This is a genomic window from Oribacterium sp. P9 (genome assembly GCF_046365365.1).
Lineage (GTDB): Bacteria > Bacillota > Clostridia > Lachnospirales > Lachnospiraceae > Oribacterium.
In genome coordinates this window covers 48,977-68,661 of sequence record NZ_JBKEIS010000011.1, presented here as the reverse complement: position 1 = coordinate 68,661, position 19,685 = coordinate 48,977, and the positions used below count along the sequence as shown (strand labels likewise).

Genomic DNA, 19,685 nt, shown 5'->3' with positions numbered 1-19,685 from the left:
TTCGCTTGCGATGGATCTTTGTGTCCGTTTCGCTTGCGGCGACAGTTGCATACTTTAACAGACGAAGCAGGGCATGTCAAGCACCATTTTCAACTTTTCAAAATAATTCCCAAAGCAATTCAGGGTACCCGGAGGGCTGTCATCGGAAGCACAGTACTCCGAAGCTGGAAGACTCTAAAATCCTGCCCTTAAGAAGTACTAAGCCCTCTGCAATCGCCGAGTTTTCTTGATGAAAACTCAGCGTTGACAGAGGGTTCCATGGAGAGATAGCACTAAGTACTTCTAAAGGGCAGGATTTTGATTCTTCACAGCTTCTACGTATGGCTTCCGATGGCAGCCCTCCGGGCACCCTGAATCCGCTCAATGCATATTAATATCAATGGTCTGATATGGGATCACAACGTGATGTTCGTTGAACGCCTTTATTATTTTTTCGCGGAGTTCGCTGCAGGCGCGGAAGTTCTCGTCGACGCTGTGTGTCCATACAGTGAACTTAAATACGACGCCGTTCTGGCTTACTCGGCTCAGTGCAATCGTGACGTCTTTCCTGCTGACCTCCGGCTGGCTTTCGAGTGCCTGGCGGATCAGGGAACGAACGAGATCGAAGTCAGATTCATACGCGACCTCGAACTCGAGGAAATTACCTGTACCCTCCACGTAGTCAGCATTGACGATCACTGCCTGATCCACGAGGCTGTTCGGAATGATATTGCTCTGTCCGTCATAGCTCTGGATCACGACATGACGGAAGGTCATATCCTTCACGATGCCTTCGCAGATCTGCGTGCCTCCCTGCAGGAGCTTCACCTTCTGTCCGATTTCGAGTGGGCGGGAGGCAGACAGCATGAAGCCGGAAATCACGTTTCCGAGGGCCTGCTGCGCCGCGAAGGTCGAGACAGCGATGATCAGGGTACCACTTTGCAGGATGACGGTACTGATCTCACGCGCCATGTCAAACTGTGACAGCACGGAGTAGATCGCCGTCGCAAGGAGAACGACATACACCACGCTGTTCAGAAACTTATAGAAGATACTGTTCTTCCGCCGATTGATTCTTCGGAAGATGCGATTCGTGATGGAAATCAGCCCTGCAAACACCACGACGATGATCGCGATCGTAATCAGTTTATCGAGGTGCCCCTCTGCCATGATATATTCTTTCATTATGCCTCCATATTTCGTGTCACATGTTGCACAGCGATCGTTGTTTCACCGCGGCCACAGTCTGCTTCTTTCGTCGAAGCAAAGCCCACGCCAGGGCATGCTGATGTAGACATTGGCCTACGCGTGCCTTTCTGCCTCTTCATACGCTTCGTCGGGGATGCCAATGTCTTCGACCAGCACCCGCCCGGCAAAGTTCTGGCCGGCGCCGCACACGAGGCCGGTCTTGTTTCGTCCGAAGGTGATGGTCACATCCGCTTTTATGCCACAGCCCATGAGCTCACCCGTATCGGTATTGATACCGGAGGGTGCGTCGATGGCGAGCACGAATCCATGCCTGCGGCGATTGGCCTCTTCTATAAACGTGCGGTAGTCGCCCGCGATTTCTCGATGCAGGCCGATGCCGAAGATACCGTCGATCAGGATGTCGTCGTCCGGAAGTCTGTTCGCCCGAAACAGCGATGCATCGTCCGCGGCAGTGGCGCTGTCTGGATGCATTGCCATAGCAGCTACTTCGCCAGCATTGGCAGTATCAACGTCTGGATGATACATGGTCACCGTGCCACCCGCCTGCTGAAAATGGCAGAGCTGGTAGAGAAACTCCCAGCTGGCTTTCTCCAGGTTTCCGACGATGTAAACCCGCGGCTGGTAGCCCTCCCTGAGGAGCATACGCGACGCGCAGACACCGTCCGCGCCGTTATTGCCGACACCACAGAGCACGGAAATCTTCAGGTCCTGGTATCGCGCAGCTGGCTTCTGTTGATCCCGCACATCGTTTACGTCTGCCACCCCATCTCCGAGGCTCACGAGTTCAGCCAGCGCGTCCTTCACCTCATTTGTCACCGTAGCATCTACACGCTTCTGTGCGAGCGGAAAATGCTTCATTACGTATTCCGCGATCTTACTGCTCGCCGTTTCCATCAGCGTCAGAGACTTCAGTCCCATCACATCCATCGCGTAGCGGTCGGCCGCCTTCGCCACCGCGCCGGTGATGCACATCGCTTTCCGATTACCATTCTCATGTTGCATATTCCCGCCTCTTCCTATAAAGAAATATCATCGCAGGGATGGGCTGCTCATCCCCTTCGCTTCATCACGCCATCTGTCCGCTCGGCATCCCCGCCCTGATCGGGCCTTTATTCCGAAACGCTTCTAGTGATATTTTACCACAGATTCATTTCCAACGCACAGTACGCTGCAATTGCGTTTTCATCTAGCAGAATCCGCGTATAAAAAAGAGGCCGCCCCCCTCACGTTCATCTTAAGAATTTCGTAAGGGGGTCTGACCCCATTAAATTTGGATTATCTCTTCGCCTGCTCGGCCGCGCCCGGCTTCCCGCGGAAATCATGCGGCGCAGAGTGCTGGATATAGCGCTTGTCGTAGCTGTAGAAGTAGGTCTTCATCATACCATTATAGATCTTCCGATTCTTGTCGGCCTTTCCGAGGTACTTCTGCGCGTCCTCCCAGGCCGTGATGAGGTGCATAGACCAGCTGTCGAGCCCCTGATATGCCTCCTTCAGCTCGGTGTACAGAAGCGGCAGATTCCGCTTATCCTCGATTCGCTCACCGTATGGCGGGTTCGTGAGGATATAACCGAACTTACCGCTGTGCGAGAAGTTCGCGATGTCACGCACCTGCAGATGCACGATCTTCTCTACACCGGCACGCTCTGCGTTCTCACGCGCGACCGGAATCACCTCCGGATTGATGTCATAGCCCTGGATATCCACCTTCTTCCCGAAGCGGTTCACACCGGTATCCAGAAGCGTCTGGTCGATGGCCTCATCCGCCTCGTCGAGTGCGTTATACCAGCACTTCTTATCGATCAGATTCGTCCACGCCTCGGAAACGAAGGCACGATCCATGCCTGGGGCAATGTTGGCGGCGATCATGGCTGCCTCGATCACGAAGGTACCGGAGCCGCACATCGGATCGACGAAGGCGTGGTCCTCACGCCAGCCGGACTGCATGATGAGGGCCGCCGCCAGCGTCTCGGTGATCGGCGCGAGGCCCTGCTTCAGACGGTAGCCACGCTTATGGAGGGACTCGCCGGAGGTATCGAGGCAGACCGTGAAGATATCCTTATACGCAAAGACACGTACCGGATACTTCGCACCATGCTCCTCGAACCAGTCGACGCCATAGTATGCGCCCATGCGGGCAACCATTGCCTTCTTCATAACCGACTGGATGTCACGGGTCGAAAAGAGCTTCGACTTGATGGAGCTCGCCTTCGTAACCCAGAAGCTGCCATCCTTCGGTACGAAATTCTCCCATGGGAGTGATTTCGTCGCCTGGAAGAGCTCCTCCCAGGTCTCTGCCCGGAAGGTGCCGACCTTCAGCAGGATACGCTCCGTCGTACGGAGGAAGACATTGGCACGCGCGATGGCGTCCGCATCGCCGATAAAGCTCACGCGTCCGTCGGTGACTTCCGTGATGTCGTAGCCGAGATTGATGATTTCTTTTTTCGTGACGGCCTCGAGACCGAAATGGCAAGGCGCAATCAGTTCAAATGTTTTCATGATATAAACCTTTCGTAATACTATGTGCGAAGGGATGATGTTCGATAAATGTCGCTCGTCCAGGCAGGACAGGCAGTGCTATAAGCCGTACGCAGCCTGACGCCCGATCCTTCTGGCGTCTGGGCATGACGAATCCATCCGGGCGGCGTAAGCACGCCGGACTAGTGATTGATGATGCCCTTGATCAGCCAGAGCACGACGAGGACCACCAGCAGTGGGAGCAGTACCGGCGAAAGGAAGGCCAGCACACCACCGATGAGGCCCACGAGGACCTGGAATACCAGGAAGAAGATGATGAAGACGGCGATGCAGCCCCAGCCGCTCGCGTCAAACACATGCACGTGGCTGCCTGTGCCGCCCTGCTGCGCCTTCCGCTCGCTGTGATGGCGATAGAACGGGTCGCTCCAGCCGTTGTCGTTCCGCTCTCCGTTCTCGGCGTAGCTCTCCCGCTCCTGGTGGTTCTCGTCCTCATAGCCCTGGCGCACGGTCTCCGCATCCTCTGCCTCGGTTTCACAGCTGCGCGCACCTGTGCCACTATAGTTCGCACGGAAATGGTCGAAGGCGTCGGAATCCGGCTCGAGATCGACCGTGCCACGGATTTCATCATCCTGACTCGCGATCGGATCGCCCGCCGCCTCGGCGGTATCAATGATGGTCTTCGCCAGCAGTCTCGGTGAACCGAGCTCCTCGATGACCTCTGCCTCGGAGCGCCCCTTCCGGACCTCTCCACAGATATAGCTGTCGTAATATGTGATCTGCTCACGAATCACCTGATCTGAAACGCTCAGGTTGAGCTGGACCGTTAAATCATGCAGGAACTGTTCCTTATTCAAATTCGTTTCCTCATCGCGGCGGCTGCCGCCTTCTTTTCTATTCCGATCGATGTCAGTTTTCGCAGGCCAATGCCTACATGCACGCAGGGCTTCGCCCATGCCGTAAGATTCGATCATGCTTCAGATGAAGCGCCTCTAATATACAATAAACCGAGACCTGCACAGTGCGCAAGTCCCGGTTATATTTTTCACAGAAAATTCGGAATCGCAGTGCCGTGTAGCGCCGCGAGACATTTTCGATGCAGGTGCATCATGTAGACATTGGCCTCACAGATGCACGGCGGAATCACTCTTCCGTCTTCTCCTCTGCCTCCTCCGGAACCACTGCGATGCCGAGGTCGGTAAGCTGTGACTCGTCAAATACCGGAGCCGGTGCATCCATCATCGGATCGGAGCCGTCCTTGATCTTCGGGAAGGCGATGACATCACGGATCGTGTCGGAGCCGACCATCCACATCGCGAGACGGTCGAGGCCGTACGCGAGACCAGCGTGTGGCGGTACTCCGTACTTGAAGGCCTGCATCAGGAAGCCGAACTGCTTCTGCGCCTTCTCCGGTGTGAAGCCGAGCTTCTCAAGCATCTTCTCCTGCACGTCGGCCTGGTGGATACGAACAGAACCACCGCCGAGCTCCGTACCGTTCAGAACGATATCATATGCCTTCGCACGAACCGCGCCCTGATCGGTATCGATCATCGGGAGGTCCTCCTCCATCGGCATCGTGAACGGATGATGCATCGCCTGGTAACGGCCGAGCTCGTCGGACCACTCGAACATCGGGAACTCGGTGACCCAAAGGAACTTCCACGCCTTACGATCGATGAGATCGAGGTCTGCGCCGAGCTGGAGACGAAGTGCACCGAGTGCGCTCCATACGGTCGTGTTCTTCGTGTCGGATACGAACATGAGGAGGTCGCCCGGCTCGCCGCCCATCTCCTGGCAGAGTGCCTTCAGCTCCTCTTCCGTCATAAACTTCGCGAAGCTGGACTTATAGCTGCCATCCTCGTTGATCGCGAGGTACGCGAGGCCCTTCGCACCATAGCCCTTGACGAGCTCGGTGTACTTATCGATGTGCTTACGCGGCATCTTCGCCTGGCCCTTGACATTCAGGCCCTTGATCATACCACCGTCCTTCGCACATGCAGAGAACACGCCGAAGCCACAGTCCTTCACCACCTCAGTGACATCGTGAAGCAGCATCTCGAAACGCATATCCGGCTTATCGGAGCCGTACTGGTTCATCGCGTCGATCCATGGCATCCGCATGATCGGGAGTTCAATGTCTACATCGCACACCTCCTTGAAGATGTACTTCAGCAGACGCTCGTTGACCTCGATGACATCATCGACATCCACAAAGCTGAGCTCCATATCCACCTGGGTGAACTCCGGCTGACGATCGGCACGGAGGTCCTCATCACGGTAGCAGCGTGCCAGCTGGAAGTAACGGTCGAAACCGGATACCATGAGGAGCTGCTTCAGGAGCTGCGGAGACTGCGGCAGTGCGTAGAAGGAGCCGTGGTGCATACGGGACGGTACGAGGAAGTCTCTCGCACCCTCCGGGGTGGACTTGATGAGGGTCGGGGTCTCGATCTCGAGGAAGCCGTTCTCACTCATAAAGCTGCGGATCAGATAGGCGATCTTCGCTCTCGTCATGATACGCTTTGCAAGCTCCGGACGACGGAGGTCGAGGTAACGATACTTGAGACGGGTGTTCTCGTTCGTCGGGATCCCATCCTCGATCGGGAATGGTGGTGTCTCGGACTCGGCGAGAATGCGCAGTGCTCTGGCAGAAATCTCGATGCTTCCTGTCTTCATATCCTTGTTGGCATCCTTACCACGGGAACGGACGATACCAGTCACCGCGATTACAAACTCGGAACGCAGCTTCGCTGCCTTCTCAAACACCTCGGTGCCGCACTCGGACTCCTCGAACACGATCTGCAGGAGACCGGAACGATCACGAAGGTCTGTAAAGATCAGACCGCCCTTGTTTCTGGAGCGCTGAACCCAGCCCATCATGGTGACTTCTCTGTCGATATAGGACTCGTCAAGCTCTGTACATCTGCACGTTCTGTGCAGACCTTTCATAGACTCTGCCATAGCTTTTACCTCTTATATATAATGAAAAAATTACTGTAATGAATCCTGATAGAATTCCTTAAACTCGGTATATCCCTCCGATGTAAGCTGCTCCTTCTGGAACTTCTTGTTTTTATTCATGCGGGATACCAGAACGGTCTCTCCCTGAAGACGACGTGTCATCGCTTCGCTGATCGCCTCGGCGGTCTTCGCACGATCGAGGTTCTTATCGAGGAGGAAGGCCACCTTCGTGCCCTCACCCGGAACCTTCTCGTCTGCGTCGAGCATGATGGTGATGATACGCTCGAAGCCGATCGAGAAGCCGACGGCCGGGGTATCCTGACCGGTGAACTTGCCGACCATACGGTCATAGCGTCCGCCACCGCCGACGGAGCCGCTGAAGCCCTCGGCACGGATCTCGAAGATCGGACCGGTATAGTAGCCCATACCACGCACGAGGGTCGGATCGAAGAGGACCTTCACATTGACGCTCTTGACAGCTGCCACCGTCTCCACGATGGTGGCGAGGTTATCCGTCACGCTCTCCGGGAGCACATCCTTCAGCTTCTCACCGAGGGTGCGGATGTCCTGTGCACCGGTACCGATGGTCGCAAGCAGTGCCTGATACTTATCGATGACGCTCTCCTCATAGCCGAGCGAAAGGAGCTCTGCCTTTACGCCGTCGTTTCCGATCTTGTCGGCCTTATCGAGGCTGATGCAGACCTTCTCGAAATCGTCTGCAGGGAAGCCGGCGTAGGCCTGCATGCCGCGGAGGATCTCACGATCGTTGATCACGATGGAGAAGTTATACTTCTCACCGAAGCCGATGCGGTTAAGCAGGGTGGAGATGGCGAGGATCAGCTCGATCTCCGCGACGTTGCTGCCATCACCGAAGATGTCGATGTCGCACTGCACGAACTCACGGAAGCGACCCTTCTGCGGACGATCCGCACGGAACACCGGTCCGATCTGGAGTGCCTTAAACGGACTCGGGAGCTGTGCCTGATTCTGGCTGTAGAAACGGCTCAGCGGAAGGGTCAGATCATAGCGGAGGCCGGAATCTGCGAGTGCGTCCAGATCGCCGGACTGGAATGCGCTTTCCAGCTTATCGCCACGCTTCTGTACCTTAAAAATCAGCTTCTCGTTATCACCGCCCTGCTTGCTGAGCAGATTCTCGATGTGCTCGACGACCGGGGTCTCGATCTCTGTAAAGCCGAACTCCTTATAGGTTCTGCGGATTTCGCTCAGAACATACTGGCGAAGCTCCATCTCTCTCGGGAGGATGTCCTTCATACCGGTGACCGGTTTCTTCTTTAATGCCATAGCTGTACCTCATATCAATGTTAATACGGCCTTTAATTATAACAACAGTCGCGCAAATACGCAAGAACCTCGCACGGTGCGCGGCCTCGGCAATACGCCGAAATCACGAAACCGCACCTCTGGCTCGAGGTGCGGTTTTTACATCATGATGTATGCATTGATCAGAGATACTTCTTCATGCAGTCATCAATATCAAGCGTTGCGAAGTAGTCCTTCGGGGTCTCGGCGCGGCGGATGAGCTTGACAGAGCCGTCTTCGCGGAGCAGGAGCTCGGCGGACCAGAGCTTGCCGTTGTAGTTGTAGCCCATCGCGAAGCCGTGTGCGCCGGCGTCGTGGATGAAGAGGTAGTCGCCCTTCTCAAGCTCCGGGAGGGCGCGATCGATGGCGAACTTGTCGTTGTTCTCGCAGAGCGAGCCGGTCACGTCATAGGTGTGGTCACATGGCGCGTTCTCCTTTCCGAGGACGGTGATGTGGTGGTAAGCACCGTACATCGCCGGGCGCATGAGGTTGACCGCACAGGCATCGACACCGGCATACTCCTTATAGGTATGCTTGAAGTGGATGACCTTCGTGATCAGTGCGCCGTATGGTGCCAGCATGAAGCGGCCCATCTCGGTGAAGATGCGGATGTCGCCGAGACCGTGCGGCACGAGCACTTCATCGAATACGCGATGAACGCCCTCGCCGATCGCCTCGATGTCGTTCGACTTCTGGTCCGGCTTGTATGGCACGCCGACACCGCCGGAGAGGTTGATGAAATCGAGCGCGACACCGGTCTCTGCCTTGATCTTGACGGCGAGCTCGAAAAGCTCCTTCGCAAGGGTCGGGTAGTAATCGTTCGTTACGGTGTTCGAGGCGAGGAAGGCGTGCATGCCGAAGTGCTTGACGCCACCCTCCTTCAGGATACGGTAGCCCTCGATGAGCTGTGCGGTGGTCATGCCATACTTCGCATCCTGCGGGTTATCCATGATGGTGTTTGCGATGCGGAAGTATCCGCCTGGGTTATAGCGAAGGCTCATGGTTTCCGGGAAGCTGCCCAGGGTATCCTTCAGCTCCTGGATGTTCGTGAAGTCATCGAGGTTGATGATGGCACCGAGCTCGTTCGCTACCTTATACTCCTCGAGCGGTGTGTCGTTCGAGGAAAACATGATGTCGTGGCCGTGGAAGCCGCAGGCGTCGGACATCTGAAGCTCGGTGAGGGAGCTGCAGTCCGTGCCGCAGCCCTCTTCCTTCAGAATACGAAGGATGGACGGGTTCGGGGTCGCCTTCACCGCAAAATACTCCTTGAAGCCCTTATTCCAGCTGAAGGCCTTATATACCTTCCGCGCATTCTCACGAATGCCCTTCTCGTCGTACAGATAAAAAGGTGTCGGGTAGGTCTTCGCAATTTCCTTCACCTGGTCCAGTGTGATATATGGTGTTTTCATGGTTTCCTCCACGTTCGTAAAATCTAATGTCAAATCTTAATACAGACGATTTATAAAAGAAAATACTTGCCGGTTATGGCAAGTATAAATCTTTTGGGGCATCTCTTTGCGATCAGGCCTGCATTACTCTCATGATATTCGTCGCGGTCACCGGCTGGTTGCGGGTCATGCGGGACAGTACGCCGGCGGTGATGACGCAGAGGTCGCCCTTCTCGACGATGCTGCGCTCGCGAAGCTCCTCCATGGAGGACTCGAAGAGTTCGTCGGTGGTGTCAGCTCTTCTCGCCCAGATCGGGGTGACGCCCCAGAGGAGCATCATCTGGCGAACGGTCGCCTGGCTCGGGGACATCGCATAGATGTGGGTCTTCGGGCGGTACTTCGAAATCAGCTTTGCGGTCGAGCCGGAGAGCGTCGGTACGATCAGTGCCTTGGCGTCAAGCTCACTCGCAGTGGTGACAGAAGCTGCGCAGACAGCATTGGAAATATTTGCATAGGTGCTCTCATCGACGTTGCGCATCTTATACTGTGTGTAGTCGAGGAACTGCTCGGTATACTCGACGACGGACGCCATCATATCGAGGGCCTCGACCGGATACTTGCCGGCTGCGGTCTCACCAGACAGCATGACAGCGTCGGTTCCGTTATAAACCGCATTTGCAACGTCGGTCACTTCCGCTCTCGTCGGACGCGGATTACGGATCATGGAATCGAGCATCTGGGTTGCGGTGATGACGAGCTTGCCTGCGAAGTTACACTTGTGGATCATCTCCTTCTGGAGCTGCGGGAGACGCTTCGCGTCGATCTCCACACCGAGGTCGCCACGGGCCACCATGATACCATCGGCGGCTGCGATGATGGCATCGAGGTTATCCAGGCCCTCCTGAGACTCGATCTTCGCGATGATCTTCATGCTGGAGCCTGCCTCGTCGATCAGTGCACGAATCTGCTCGATGGCCTCCGCATTACGCACGAAGGAAGCGGCTACGAAATCGAAGCCCTCTTCGATACCGAACTTGATGTCCTCGATATCCTTCTCGGTCAGGCCCGGAAGGCGAATGCTTACGTTCGGAACATTGACACCCTTCTTCTCACCGAGCTCGCCGCCGTTTGTGATGAGGCAGTGGATGTCCGCACCCTCGACGCGCTGCACCTTGAGGCCGATCAGGCCATCATCGATCAGGATGGTGCTGCCCTCCTGGACGTCTTCATTGAGCCCGTTATAGTTAATGTATACACGCGATGCATTTCCGATGCACTCGTCGATGGTCAGGACGATTTCGTTGCCCGCCTCGAGCATCACCTTCTTGTGGTCCTCGAGCTCACCGGTACGAATCTCCGGTCCCTTCGTGTCAAGCAGCGCGGCGATCTCACGACCGGTATCCTTGCGTGCCTGCTTCAGCAGCGCGAGACGGCCGAGGTGCTCCTGGTGGCTGCCATGGGAGAAGTTGAAACGTGCCACGTCCATCTTCTCTGCGAGCTTCTTCATCAGCTCGTAATCGTTCTCATTCGGTCCAAGTGTACATACAATCTTCGTCTTTCTCATAAAATTCTCCTCTTTTTAGAACCGGCCGGTACTGTGTCCGGCATTTATGTCAAGCGCCGGGAAAACCGGTGCATGCTCGCAGTTTCATGGGCCAATGTCTCCGGTCGGAAGGCCGATGGCCTCTCGCCTGACGTTCGGATGACCACCGCCCCTCCTGCTGCCCTGCAGGTCGACAACTTCGCGCATATCGATCGCCGCCGTGCGTCAGCGGAAATCCCGCATGTTATAGATGTTTCTGTTCTTCGGTCGCTGATTCGTCAGAAGGAAGAACAACGCTACATTTAGCAGACTCACAAGGATCGCCACCTTGTTGCCGAGGCCCGGAAGGGCCACAAAATAGAATAGATAGAGGACCACCTCTGCGATCGCCAGCCACTTCGCCTTGATCGGGATGATGAAGTACAGAAGGAAGGTCGTCTCCGGAAACGTCAGGGCATACGCCAGGAAGATACTGAAGGTCATGTAGGTCGGATACAGCTGTACTGAATAACCGGTCACCAGATAAATCAGGATCGCCGCCAGTACCAGCAGAATCACGCCTGTAAAATAGAAGAAATTATACTTAAATGTCCCCCAGACGCGCTCCAGCGTCATCCCCAGACTGTAGTAGACGAACAGCGCGACGATCATCCACAGGAAGCTCGTCGATGGCGGATAGAAAATAAAGGTGATGATCCGCCAGATATGACCATGCAGAATCGCCTCCGCATCCAGATCCAGATAATAAAAATAAAGAAGTGGATTAAACATCTGGATGAGGTAACCCACCACATAGATCACGCAGATATACTTCATAAGATTCGGCACTGCATACTTCCCGAATCTCCGCTCCAGCTTCTGATAAAAAGTCAATATATACTCCTTTCAGTTCATCACACAGTTATTAAATTATCAATTTCGACATTCAGATACTAGTAACCCATCATGAACGTGAAATACGCTAGAAGTATACGTGTTACGCCCTTCTTTTTCAAGAGAAATATATGTAAAGGCGAGCACTCCACGCAGCGTTCTGCTGACCGTTCAGGCAGGGGATACGAAAGGGAGGGCAACGGATGCCATACACCTCACAAGATATGCTCAGAAAATATAATAAAAGCGATGAAAACGTTACTGATTTAACAAAAGTTTTATGATTATGCCGATTGAACCCCCATTTTTTAAATGCTACAATGCTACTTTGTTATTCTATATAAATATAGGTAGCTATTCAGAACACTTTGATCTTTCTAATAATTAAGAATCAGGTGCCAGGAAAGTATATAGGTAATAAGAGGTTATATCATGCAAGAGTATAGACTCGGAATCGACATTGGTTCTACAACCGTAAAGATCGCCATCCTCGATCAGGCGAAACAGCTTCTGTTCTCGGACTACCGCCGTCATCACGCGGATATCCAGGGCACGCTGGCAGATATTCTCGAGGAAGCGAAGGAGACGCTGGGTGAAATCCGCCTCGCGTCGGTCATCACCGGTTCTGGTGGACTGACGCTGAGCAAGCACATGCATGTTTTCTTCTGTCAGGAAGTCGTCGCGGTCGCAACCGCGCTCAAGGACTACCGTCCGGATACGGACGTCGCCATCGAGCTCGGCGGCGAGGACGCAAAAATCATATATTTCAAGGGTGGGATCGACCAGCGCATGAACGGCATCTGTGCCGGCGGTACGGGCTCCTTCATTGACCAGATGGCCTCCCTCCTTCATACCGACGCGGCCGGTCTCAACGATCTCGCCGCCGGTTATCAGATGATCTACCCGATCGCCGCACGCTGTGGTGTCTTCGCAAAGACGGATATCCAGCCGCTGATCAACGAGGGTGCGGCGCGCGAGGATCTCGCGGCGTCTATCTTCCAGGCGGTCGTCAACCAGACCATCTCCGGCCTCGCACAGGGCAAGCCGATCCGTGGTCACGTCGCCTTCCTTGGCGGCCCGCTTCACTTCATGCCGGAGCTCCGCAAGGCCTTCATCCGTACCCTCCATCTGCAGGGTGATGAGATCATCGAGCCGGAGAACAGCCATCTCTTCGCGGCGATCGGCTCCTGTCTGAACTGCCCGGAGGACGCGGAAGCTGTATCCATCACGTCTCTCATCGAGCAGCTCCGTCACGGCATCCAGATGGATACCGAGATCAAGCGTATGGACCCGCTCTTCCATAGCGAGGCTGAGTATCAGGAATTCACGCAACGTCATGCGCAGGCGCGCGTAAAGACAGCCGACCTCAGTACATATCACGGCAATGTCTTCCTCGGCATCGATGCCGGCTCCACCACGACGAAGCTGGCCCTCGTTTCCGAGCAGGGTGAGCTTCTCTACAAGTTCTATGCAAACAACGAGGGATCGCCGATCGCAACGGCCATCAAGTCCATGAAGGAAATCCGGGACCTGCTGCCTTCCGACGCACGCATCGCCTACAGCTGCTCCACCGGTTACGGTGAGGCACTCCTGAAGTCCGCCTTCCAGCTCGACGAGGGCGAGGTGGAGACCATCTCCCACTACTATGCAGCTGCGTTCTTCGAGCCGGAGGTCGACTGTATCCTCGACATCGGCGGCCAGGACATGAAGTGCATCCGCATCAAGGATGGCACCGTCGATTCGGTGCAGCTTAACGAAGCCTGCTCGTCCGGCTGTGGCTCCTTCCTCGAGACCTTCGCGCGCTCACTGGACTACTCCGTGATCGACTTCGCGCACGAGGCACTCTATGCAGCGAACCCGACCGACCTCGGCTCCCGCTGTACCGTGTTCATGAACTCGAACGTCAAGCAGGCGCAGAAGGAGGGGGCAAGCGTCGGCGATATCTCTGCCGGCCTCGCCTACTCCGTCATCAAGAACGCACTCTATAAGGTCATCAAGGTCACAGATGCGAAGGATCTCGGCCAGCACATCGTCGTACAGGGTGGTACCTTCTATAACGATGCCGTCCTCCGTGCCTTCGAGAACCTCCTCGACGCCCATGTCACCCGTCCGGATATCGCCGGCATCATGGGTGCCTTCGGCGCAGCACTGATCGCACGCGAGCGTTATCAGCTGAAGAACGAACATCTTCGTGCGATGAAGCCGGGTGAGGAAAAGGATGTTCCGCTCACCGCTTACGGACGCGTGCAGACCAGCATGCTTCCGATCGATGATATTATCCACCTCCAGTACACGACCCGCATGGCACGCTGCCAGGGCTGCAACAACCACTGCGTCCTGACCATCAACCAGTTCGGTGCCGGCCGGAACTTCATCTCCGGTAACCGCTGTGAGCGTGGTCTCGGAAAGGCGAAGGCGAAGTCGGACATTCCGAACCTCTTCGCTTATAAGATGAAGCGCATGTTTGATTACGAGCCGCTCCCGATCGATCTCGCCGAGCGTGGCGAGGTGGGTATCCCGCGCGTCCTCAACATGTACGAGAACTATCCGTTCTGGGCGACCTTCTTCCGTGAGCTGAAGTTCCGGACCGTACTGTCCCCGGCCAGCACACGTCAGATCTACGAGCTCGGCATCGAGACGATCCCGTCCGAGTCTGAGTGCTACCCGGCGAAGATCGCACACGGCCACATCGAGTGGCTGATGAAGCACGGGCAGAAGTTCATCTGGTACCCGTGCATCCCATACGAGCGGAACGAGACGCCGGATGCCGGCAATCACTACAACTGCCCGATGGTCACCTCCTATGCAGAGAATATCGTTAACAATGTCGAGGACCTGCAGAACAACTCCGTCCTCTTCATGAAGCCGTTCCTCGCGCTGACGAACGAGAAGATCTGCACGGACCAGCTCGTGAAGGTCTTCGTCCATCCGGACCGCATCGAGGATTCGATCCGTCCGGTCGGCGAGCTCACCCTCGAGAAGATCGGCGAGCAGTTTAAGAAGTGGAATTTCACCGAGCAGGAGATCCGCTCGGCGGCGCATGAGGCCTGGGCAGAGCTCGAGCGTGCGCATCAGGATATGGAGAAGAAGGGTGAGGAAACCCTCCGCTGGATGAAGGAGACCGGCCACCGCGGCATCGTGCTGGCGGGTCGTCCATACCACGTGGATCCGGAAATCAACCATGGTATCCCGGAGCTGATCACGAGCTACAACTTCGCGGTGCTGACCGAGGATTCCATCTCCCATCTCGGCGAGGTGGAGCGTCCGCTGATCGTCACCGACCAGTGGATGTACCATACCCGCCTCTATCGCGCGGCTTCCTTCGTGAAGACCCGTGAGGACCTCGATCTCATCCAGCTGAACTCCTTCGGCTGCGGCCTCGATGCCGTCACCGTGGATCAGGTACGGGATATTCTGAACGGTTCTGATAAGATTTACACCGTGCTGAAGATCGATGAGGTCAACAACCTCGGCGCGGCACGTATCCGTGTGCGTTCGCTGATCGCGGCAATCCGTGTCCGGGAGGAGAAGCACTACGAGCGTACGCTGCGTCCGGCCAGCTATGATCGTAAGCTCTTCACGAAGGACATGAAGGACGAGGGCTACACCATCCTCTGCCCGCAGATGTCCCCGATCCACTTCGAGCTGATCGAGCCGGCCATCCGCGCCTGCGGTTATAAGGTCGAAGTCCTGAACAACGCAAACCGGACAGCGATCGATACGGGTCTCAAGTACGTGAACAACGATGCCTGCTACCCTTCCATCATCGTGGTCGGTCAGATCATGGATGCGCTGAACTCTGGAAAGTACGACCTCGATCACACTGCGGTCATCATGTCCCAGACGGGTGGCGGCTGCCGTGCGTCTAACTACATTGGCTTCATCCGACGTGCCCTCGAGCATGCCGGTATGGCGCAGATTCCGGTGATTTCGCTCAATGCGAACGGCATGGAGACTACACCGGGCTTCAAGATCACACTCCCGCTGCTGACGAAGGCTATGCAGGCGGTCGTTTATGGTGACATCTTCATGCGCTGTCTCTATGCGACACGGCCGTATGAGCAGACACCGGGTGCTGCCGAGGCGCTGCACCAGAAGTGGGTGAAGACCTGCATCACATCATTCCAGAAGAAATCCTCCTCGATGAGTGCGTTCTCACGGAACGTGCGCGGCATCATCCATGATTTCGATGTGCTGCCGCTGCAGGAGGGCCTCCGGAAGCCGAAGGTCGGGATCGTCGGCGAGATCCTCGTCAAGTTCTCGCCGCTCGCGAACAACCATATCGTGGAGCTGCTCGAGCGCGAGGGGGCGGAGGCCGTCATGCCGGATCTCATGGACTTCCTGCTCTACTGCTTCTACAACCAGAATTTCAAGTACGAGAATCTGGGGGCCGGCTGGAAGGGCAAGACGCTCTGCAATGCGGCGATCACGCTGCTTGAGTTCTTCCGGAAGACCGCACGGAAGGCGTTTGCGCAGTCTGCACGCTTCACGCCGCCTGGCGATATCCATGAGTTCGCGAAGATGGCGCGGGAATATGTGTCGCTGGGTAATCAGACCGGTGAGGGCTGGTTCCTAACGGGTGAGATGCTCGAGCTGATCGGCGAGGGTGTCGAGAATATCATCTGTACGCAGCCGTTCGGCTGTCTCCCGAACCACATCGTGGGGAAGGGCGTCATCAAGGAGCTGAAGCGGCATCATCCGGATGCGAACATCATCGCGGTGGATTACGATCCGGGTGCGTCGGAGGTGAATCAGCTGAATCGTATCAAGCTGATGCTGACGGTTGCGCAGAATAATTTAAAGTCGAAGTAAGCAAAAAGCCGAGGCAATTGCCTCGGCTTTTTGCTTATCCTTCGTAGATCGGGTGTGCCTTTGTGAGCTCAAGTACCTTTGCGGTGACGTCGTCCTTTGTCGCTTCGAAGTTTGTAGCGACGTTCCAGATGCAGTCGGCGATCGGTGCCATGTCGGCTTCGGTGAAGCCACGGGTGGTGACAGCCGCGGTACCGATGCGGACGCCGGAGGTGACGAACGGGGAGCGTGGGTCGTTCGGGATGGCGTTGCGGTTCAGGGTGATGTGTACTTCATCACAGTTGTTCTGCAGGGTCTTACCGGTGAGGTCTGGGATGTTTGTGAGATCCACCAGCATCAGGTGGTTGTCGGTACCGCCGGAAACGAGCTTGAAGCCCTTCGCCATCATGGCGTCGGCGAGTGCCTTACAGTTCTTCACGATCTGCTCCTGATAGGTCTTGAACTCTGGCTTCAGTGCTTCACCGAAGCAGATGGCCTTACCGGCGATGACGTGCTCGAGCGGGCCGCCCTGGCTGCCCGGGAAGACATTCTTGTTGAACTTGAAGCGCTCAGCGGTCTCTGCACTGGACAGGATGAGGCCGCCACGTGGTCCACGAAGGGTCTTGTGGGTCGTCGTGGTCGTCACGTCCGCGTATGGGATCGGTGACGGGTGAAGGCCGGCTGCGACGAGTCCGGCGATGTGGGCCATATCTACCCAGAGCACGGCACCGCACCTGTCGGCGATTTCACGGAAGCGCTTGAAGTCGATGATACGCGGATATGCGGAGGCACCGGCGATGATCATCTTCGGATGATGCTTCATCGCGAGGGCCTCGACCTCGTCATAATCGATGTAGCCGTCGGCGTTGATGCCGTACGGGACGATGTTATAAAAGCGGCCGGAGAAGTTCGCTGGTGAACCGTGGGTGAGGTGTCCGCCGGCGTCGAGGGACATGCCCATGATCGTGTCACCGGGCTCGCAGATCGCCATGGTGACGGCCATGTTTGCCTGTGCACCGGAGTGTGGCTGCACGTTCGCATACTCACAGCCGAACAGCTTCTTCGCACGCTCGATCGCGATGGTCTCGATTTCGTCGACATTGACGCAGCCACCGTAGTAGCGCTTGCCAGGGTAACCCTCGGCGTACTTGTTGGTCAGCACGGTGCCCATGGCCATCATGGCCGGGCCGGATACGATATTCTCTGATGCGATGAGCTCGATGTTGTGCATCTGGCGGTCATACTCGCGAAGAATCGCCGCGCCGATTTCCGGATCTGCCTGTGCGATGTAGTTCATTACTTCCTTGATCATAATCTGCCTCCTCTTTCTGTCTTCATGCCGGCCTGCTCACGCCCTCAGCTGATAATCCTCGATGACGATCTGCAGACTTTTAAATCCATTATATTCATTCACTTCCGGGTAGTAAACCACATCTATCAGGGATTTCGTGCCCTTATTTCGCATGAAGGCATCGCCATCCGTGAAGAGGATACCGGAGATCGAGGTTCCCTGCAGCGAGAGGAGCTGCAGGCGCACGACGTTCCGCCCCTTACCGAGCACGCGGGCCTCGAGGATGCGGAGGTTCTTTTCGGCGAAGCACGGTTTTTCGTTGCCCTTTCCATACGGCTCGAGGCGATCGAATTCATGGATCAGCTCCTCCGTAACATAGCTTACCGGCATCGGTACATCGATCCAGAGCTTATCTACGAGCTGGTCGAGCTGAAGACCGCAGCGCGCGTTGAGAGCCGTACGGAAGCGGTCAATGTTGTCGCGCGGGAGGCTGAACCCGGCCGCAAGGGGATGGCCGCCGAACTTCGTGAGAAGCTCCGCCACCTCGGCGAGGCGCTCCGACATCGGATAGGCATCGATGCTTCGACCGGAGCCCTTCGCCATGAGGGTGCCGTCTTCTCCATCCTCGGCGTCGGTGACCACGAAAGCCGGACGGTAATACTTCTCGCGGAGGCGACCGGCGACGATGCCGGCGAGGCTCTCATGCAGCTTCGGAAGGTAGATGACGAGTACCGGATCGGACATATACTGCTGCTCTACCTGCGCATAGGCTTCCTTCGTCGCCTCGATCGTCATATCCTTTCGGACATCGTTCAGCTCCTTCAGCTTCACCGCCTTTGCAAGGGCCTCCGACGGGTCCGTGGTGGTAAAGAGCGACAGTGCGATCTCGGCACTGCGGAGCCGGCCGCCTGCATTGATACACGGGCCGATGATATAGCCGATGTGGTAACTCGTGATATGCTCCTTCTCGAGGAGGCCCTGCACGTCGAGCAGTGCGCGGAGGCCCGGATTCGTCGTCTGCCGAATCTGCTGGAGGCCGAACTTCACGATGATGCGGTTCTCATCCTGGAGCTCGACGACGTCGCAGACGGTCGCGATGGCGGCAAACTCGAGGAAATCGAGGTACGCGTCCTGCGGAAGCCCGCGGTTCTGGTAGAGCAGGGTGATGATCTTCCAGGCGACGACCGCGCCACAGATCTCGGTATACGGGTAGCGGCTGTCCTCGCGCTTCGCGTCGACGACCGCACTCGCCGGCGGCAGGATATCCCGCGACTCGCAGCCGTAGTCCTCGTCGTCCCGCTGGCGGATGTCATGGTGGTCCGTGATCAGCACGGTGAGGCCGAGGTCACGCGCATGCTTCATCTCCTCGATGGCGCTGATGCCGTTGTCGCAGGTGAGGATCACGCTGACGCCGTCCGCCTTCGCCTGGTCGATGATGTGCACGTTGATGCCGTAACCGTCCCGGATGCGATCCGGCAGCACGTAGTCGACCTGCGCGCCGAGGCGCTGGAGGCCGGTATAGAGGATGTAGGTCGCGCACACGCCATCGACGTCGTAATCACCGACGATACGGATATGGCGGTCCTCCTGGATCGCGCGGTTCAGATGATTCATGCAGCGGATCGCATCCGGCAGGAGGAGCGGCGAGTGAAGCTCCTCGAGGGAGCCATGCAGGTACTGCTCGATCTGCGCATCCGAGTTGATCTCACGGTTACGGAGGATACGCGCCGTCACCTGATCGATGTGGTGTGCTGCCGCGACCGCCTTGAAATCCGCCTTCTTGTTATAGATGAACCATTTTTTCATGTGTTGTCCTTCAGGTTTTTGGTGTATATTAGTAATTTAGCTACAGTTCAGGCAGGGA

12 protein-coding genes are annotated in these 19,685 nt (G+C 56.3%); 1 reads left to right on the top strand and 11 read right to left on the bottom strand.

All coding sequences use genetic code 11. The features are described from left to right. Nucleotides 1–360 precede the first annotated feature (360 nt). The 9 genes from ACK8P7_RS07855 to ACK8P7_RS07815 all read right to left on the bottom strand — a co-directional run bounded on the left by ACK8P7_RS07855 (nucleotide 361) and on the right by ACK8P7_RS07815 (nucleotide 11,742). The gene (locus ACK8P7_RS07855; protein WP_410043664.1) at nucleotides 361–1,164 is read right to left on the bottom strand and encodes a mechanosensitive ion channel family protein; all 804 of its coding nucleotides are present in this window, start codon (nucleotides 1,162–1,164) and stop codon (nucleotides 361–363) included. A gap of 117 nt (nucleotides 1,165–1,281) precedes the next feature. Then, nucleotides 1,282–2,190 carry an NAD(P)H-hydrate epimerase gene (locus ACK8P7_RS07850; RefSeq protein ID WP_410043663.1) on the bottom strand — a complete coding sequence of 303 codons (909 nt, stop codon included), beginning with the start codon at nucleotides 2,188–2,190 and terminating at the stop codon, nucleotides 1,282–1,284. Between the two features lie 273 nt (nucleotides 2,191–2,463). Continuing rightward, a complete protein-coding gene (locus ACK8P7_RS07845; protein ID WP_410043662.1) occupies nucleotides 2,464–3,684 on the bottom strand; it encodes a class I SAM-dependent RNA methyltransferase in 1,221 nt (406 codons plus the stop codon). Nucleotides 3,685–3,845: 161 nt separating this feature from the next. Continuing rightward, nucleotides 3,846–4,517 carry a DUF1700 domain-containing protein gene (locus ACK8P7_RS07840; protein ID WP_410043661.1) on the bottom strand — a complete coding sequence of 224 codons (672 nt, stop codon included), beginning with the start codon at nucleotides 4,515–4,517 and terminating at the stop codon, nucleotides 3,846–3,848. Nucleotides 4,518–4,803: 286 nt separating this feature from the next. Beyond that, nucleotides 4,804–6,618 (bottom strand): aspartate--tRNA ligase, encoded by a 1,815-nt coding sequence (gene aspS, locus ACK8P7_RS07835; protein ID WP_410043660.1) that lies wholly within the window; start codon nucleotides 6,616–6,618, stop codon nucleotides 4,804–4,806. 30 nt (nucleotides 6,619–6,648) lie between these two features. Then, on the bottom strand, nucleotides 6,649–7,920 hold the full coding sequence (gene hisS / locus ACK8P7_RS07830) for a histidine--tRNA ligase (protein ID WP_410043659.1): 1,272 nt from the start codon (nucleotides 7,918–7,920) through the stop codon (nucleotides 6,649–6,651). Nucleotides 7,921–8,081: 161 nt separating this feature from the next. Further along, nucleotides 8,082–9,347 (bottom strand): diaminopimelate decarboxylase, encoded by a 1,266-nt coding sequence (locus tag ACK8P7_RS07825; RefSeq protein WP_410043658.1) that lies wholly within the window; start codon nucleotides 9,345–9,347, stop codon nucleotides 8,082–8,084. Nucleotides 9,348–9,459: 112 nt separating this feature from the next. Continuing rightward, nucleotides 9,460–10,890: a pyruvate kinase gene (gene pyk, locus ACK8P7_RS07820; RefSeq protein ID WP_410043657.1), complete on the bottom strand. Its 1,431-nt coding sequence runs from the start codon at nucleotides 10,888–10,890 to the stop codon at nucleotides 9,460–9,462. 204 nt (nucleotides 10,891–11,094) lie between these two features. Beyond that, on the bottom strand, nucleotides 11,095–11,742 hold the full coding sequence (locus ACK8P7_RS07815; RefSeq protein ID WP_410043656.1) for a hypothetical protein: 648 nt from the start codon (nucleotides 11,740–11,742) through the stop codon (nucleotides 11,095–11,097). 432 nt (nucleotides 11,743–12,174) lie between these two features. Here ACK8P7_RS07815 and ACK8P7_RS07810 point away from each other — a divergent pair, with 432 nt between their 5' ends. Next, nucleotides 12,175–16,554 (top strand): acyl-CoA dehydratase activase-related protein, encoded by a 4,380-nt coding sequence (locus tag ACK8P7_RS07810; RefSeq protein ID WP_410043655.1) that lies wholly within the window; start codon nucleotides 12,175–12,177, stop codon nucleotides 16,552–16,554. A gap of 34 nt (nucleotides 16,555–16,588) precedes the next feature. Here ACK8P7_RS07810 and glyA read toward each other — a convergent pair whose 3' ends face one another. Beyond that, nucleotides 16,589–17,842 carry a serine hydroxymethyltransferase gene (glyA, locus tag ACK8P7_RS07805; RefSeq protein ID WP_410043654.1) on the bottom strand — a complete coding sequence of 418 codons (1,254 nt, stop codon included), beginning with the start codon at nucleotides 17,840–17,842 and terminating at the stop codon, nucleotides 16,589–16,591. A 36-nt stretch (nucleotides 17,843–17,878) separates the two neighbouring features. Then, on the bottom strand, nucleotides 17,879–19,627 hold the full coding sequence (gene recJ, locus ACK8P7_RS07800) for a single-stranded-DNA-specific exonuclease RecJ (protein ID WP_410043653.1): 1,749 nt from the start codon (nucleotides 19,625–19,627) through the stop codon (nucleotides 17,879–17,881). Nucleotides 19,628–19,685 lie beyond the last annotated feature (58 nt).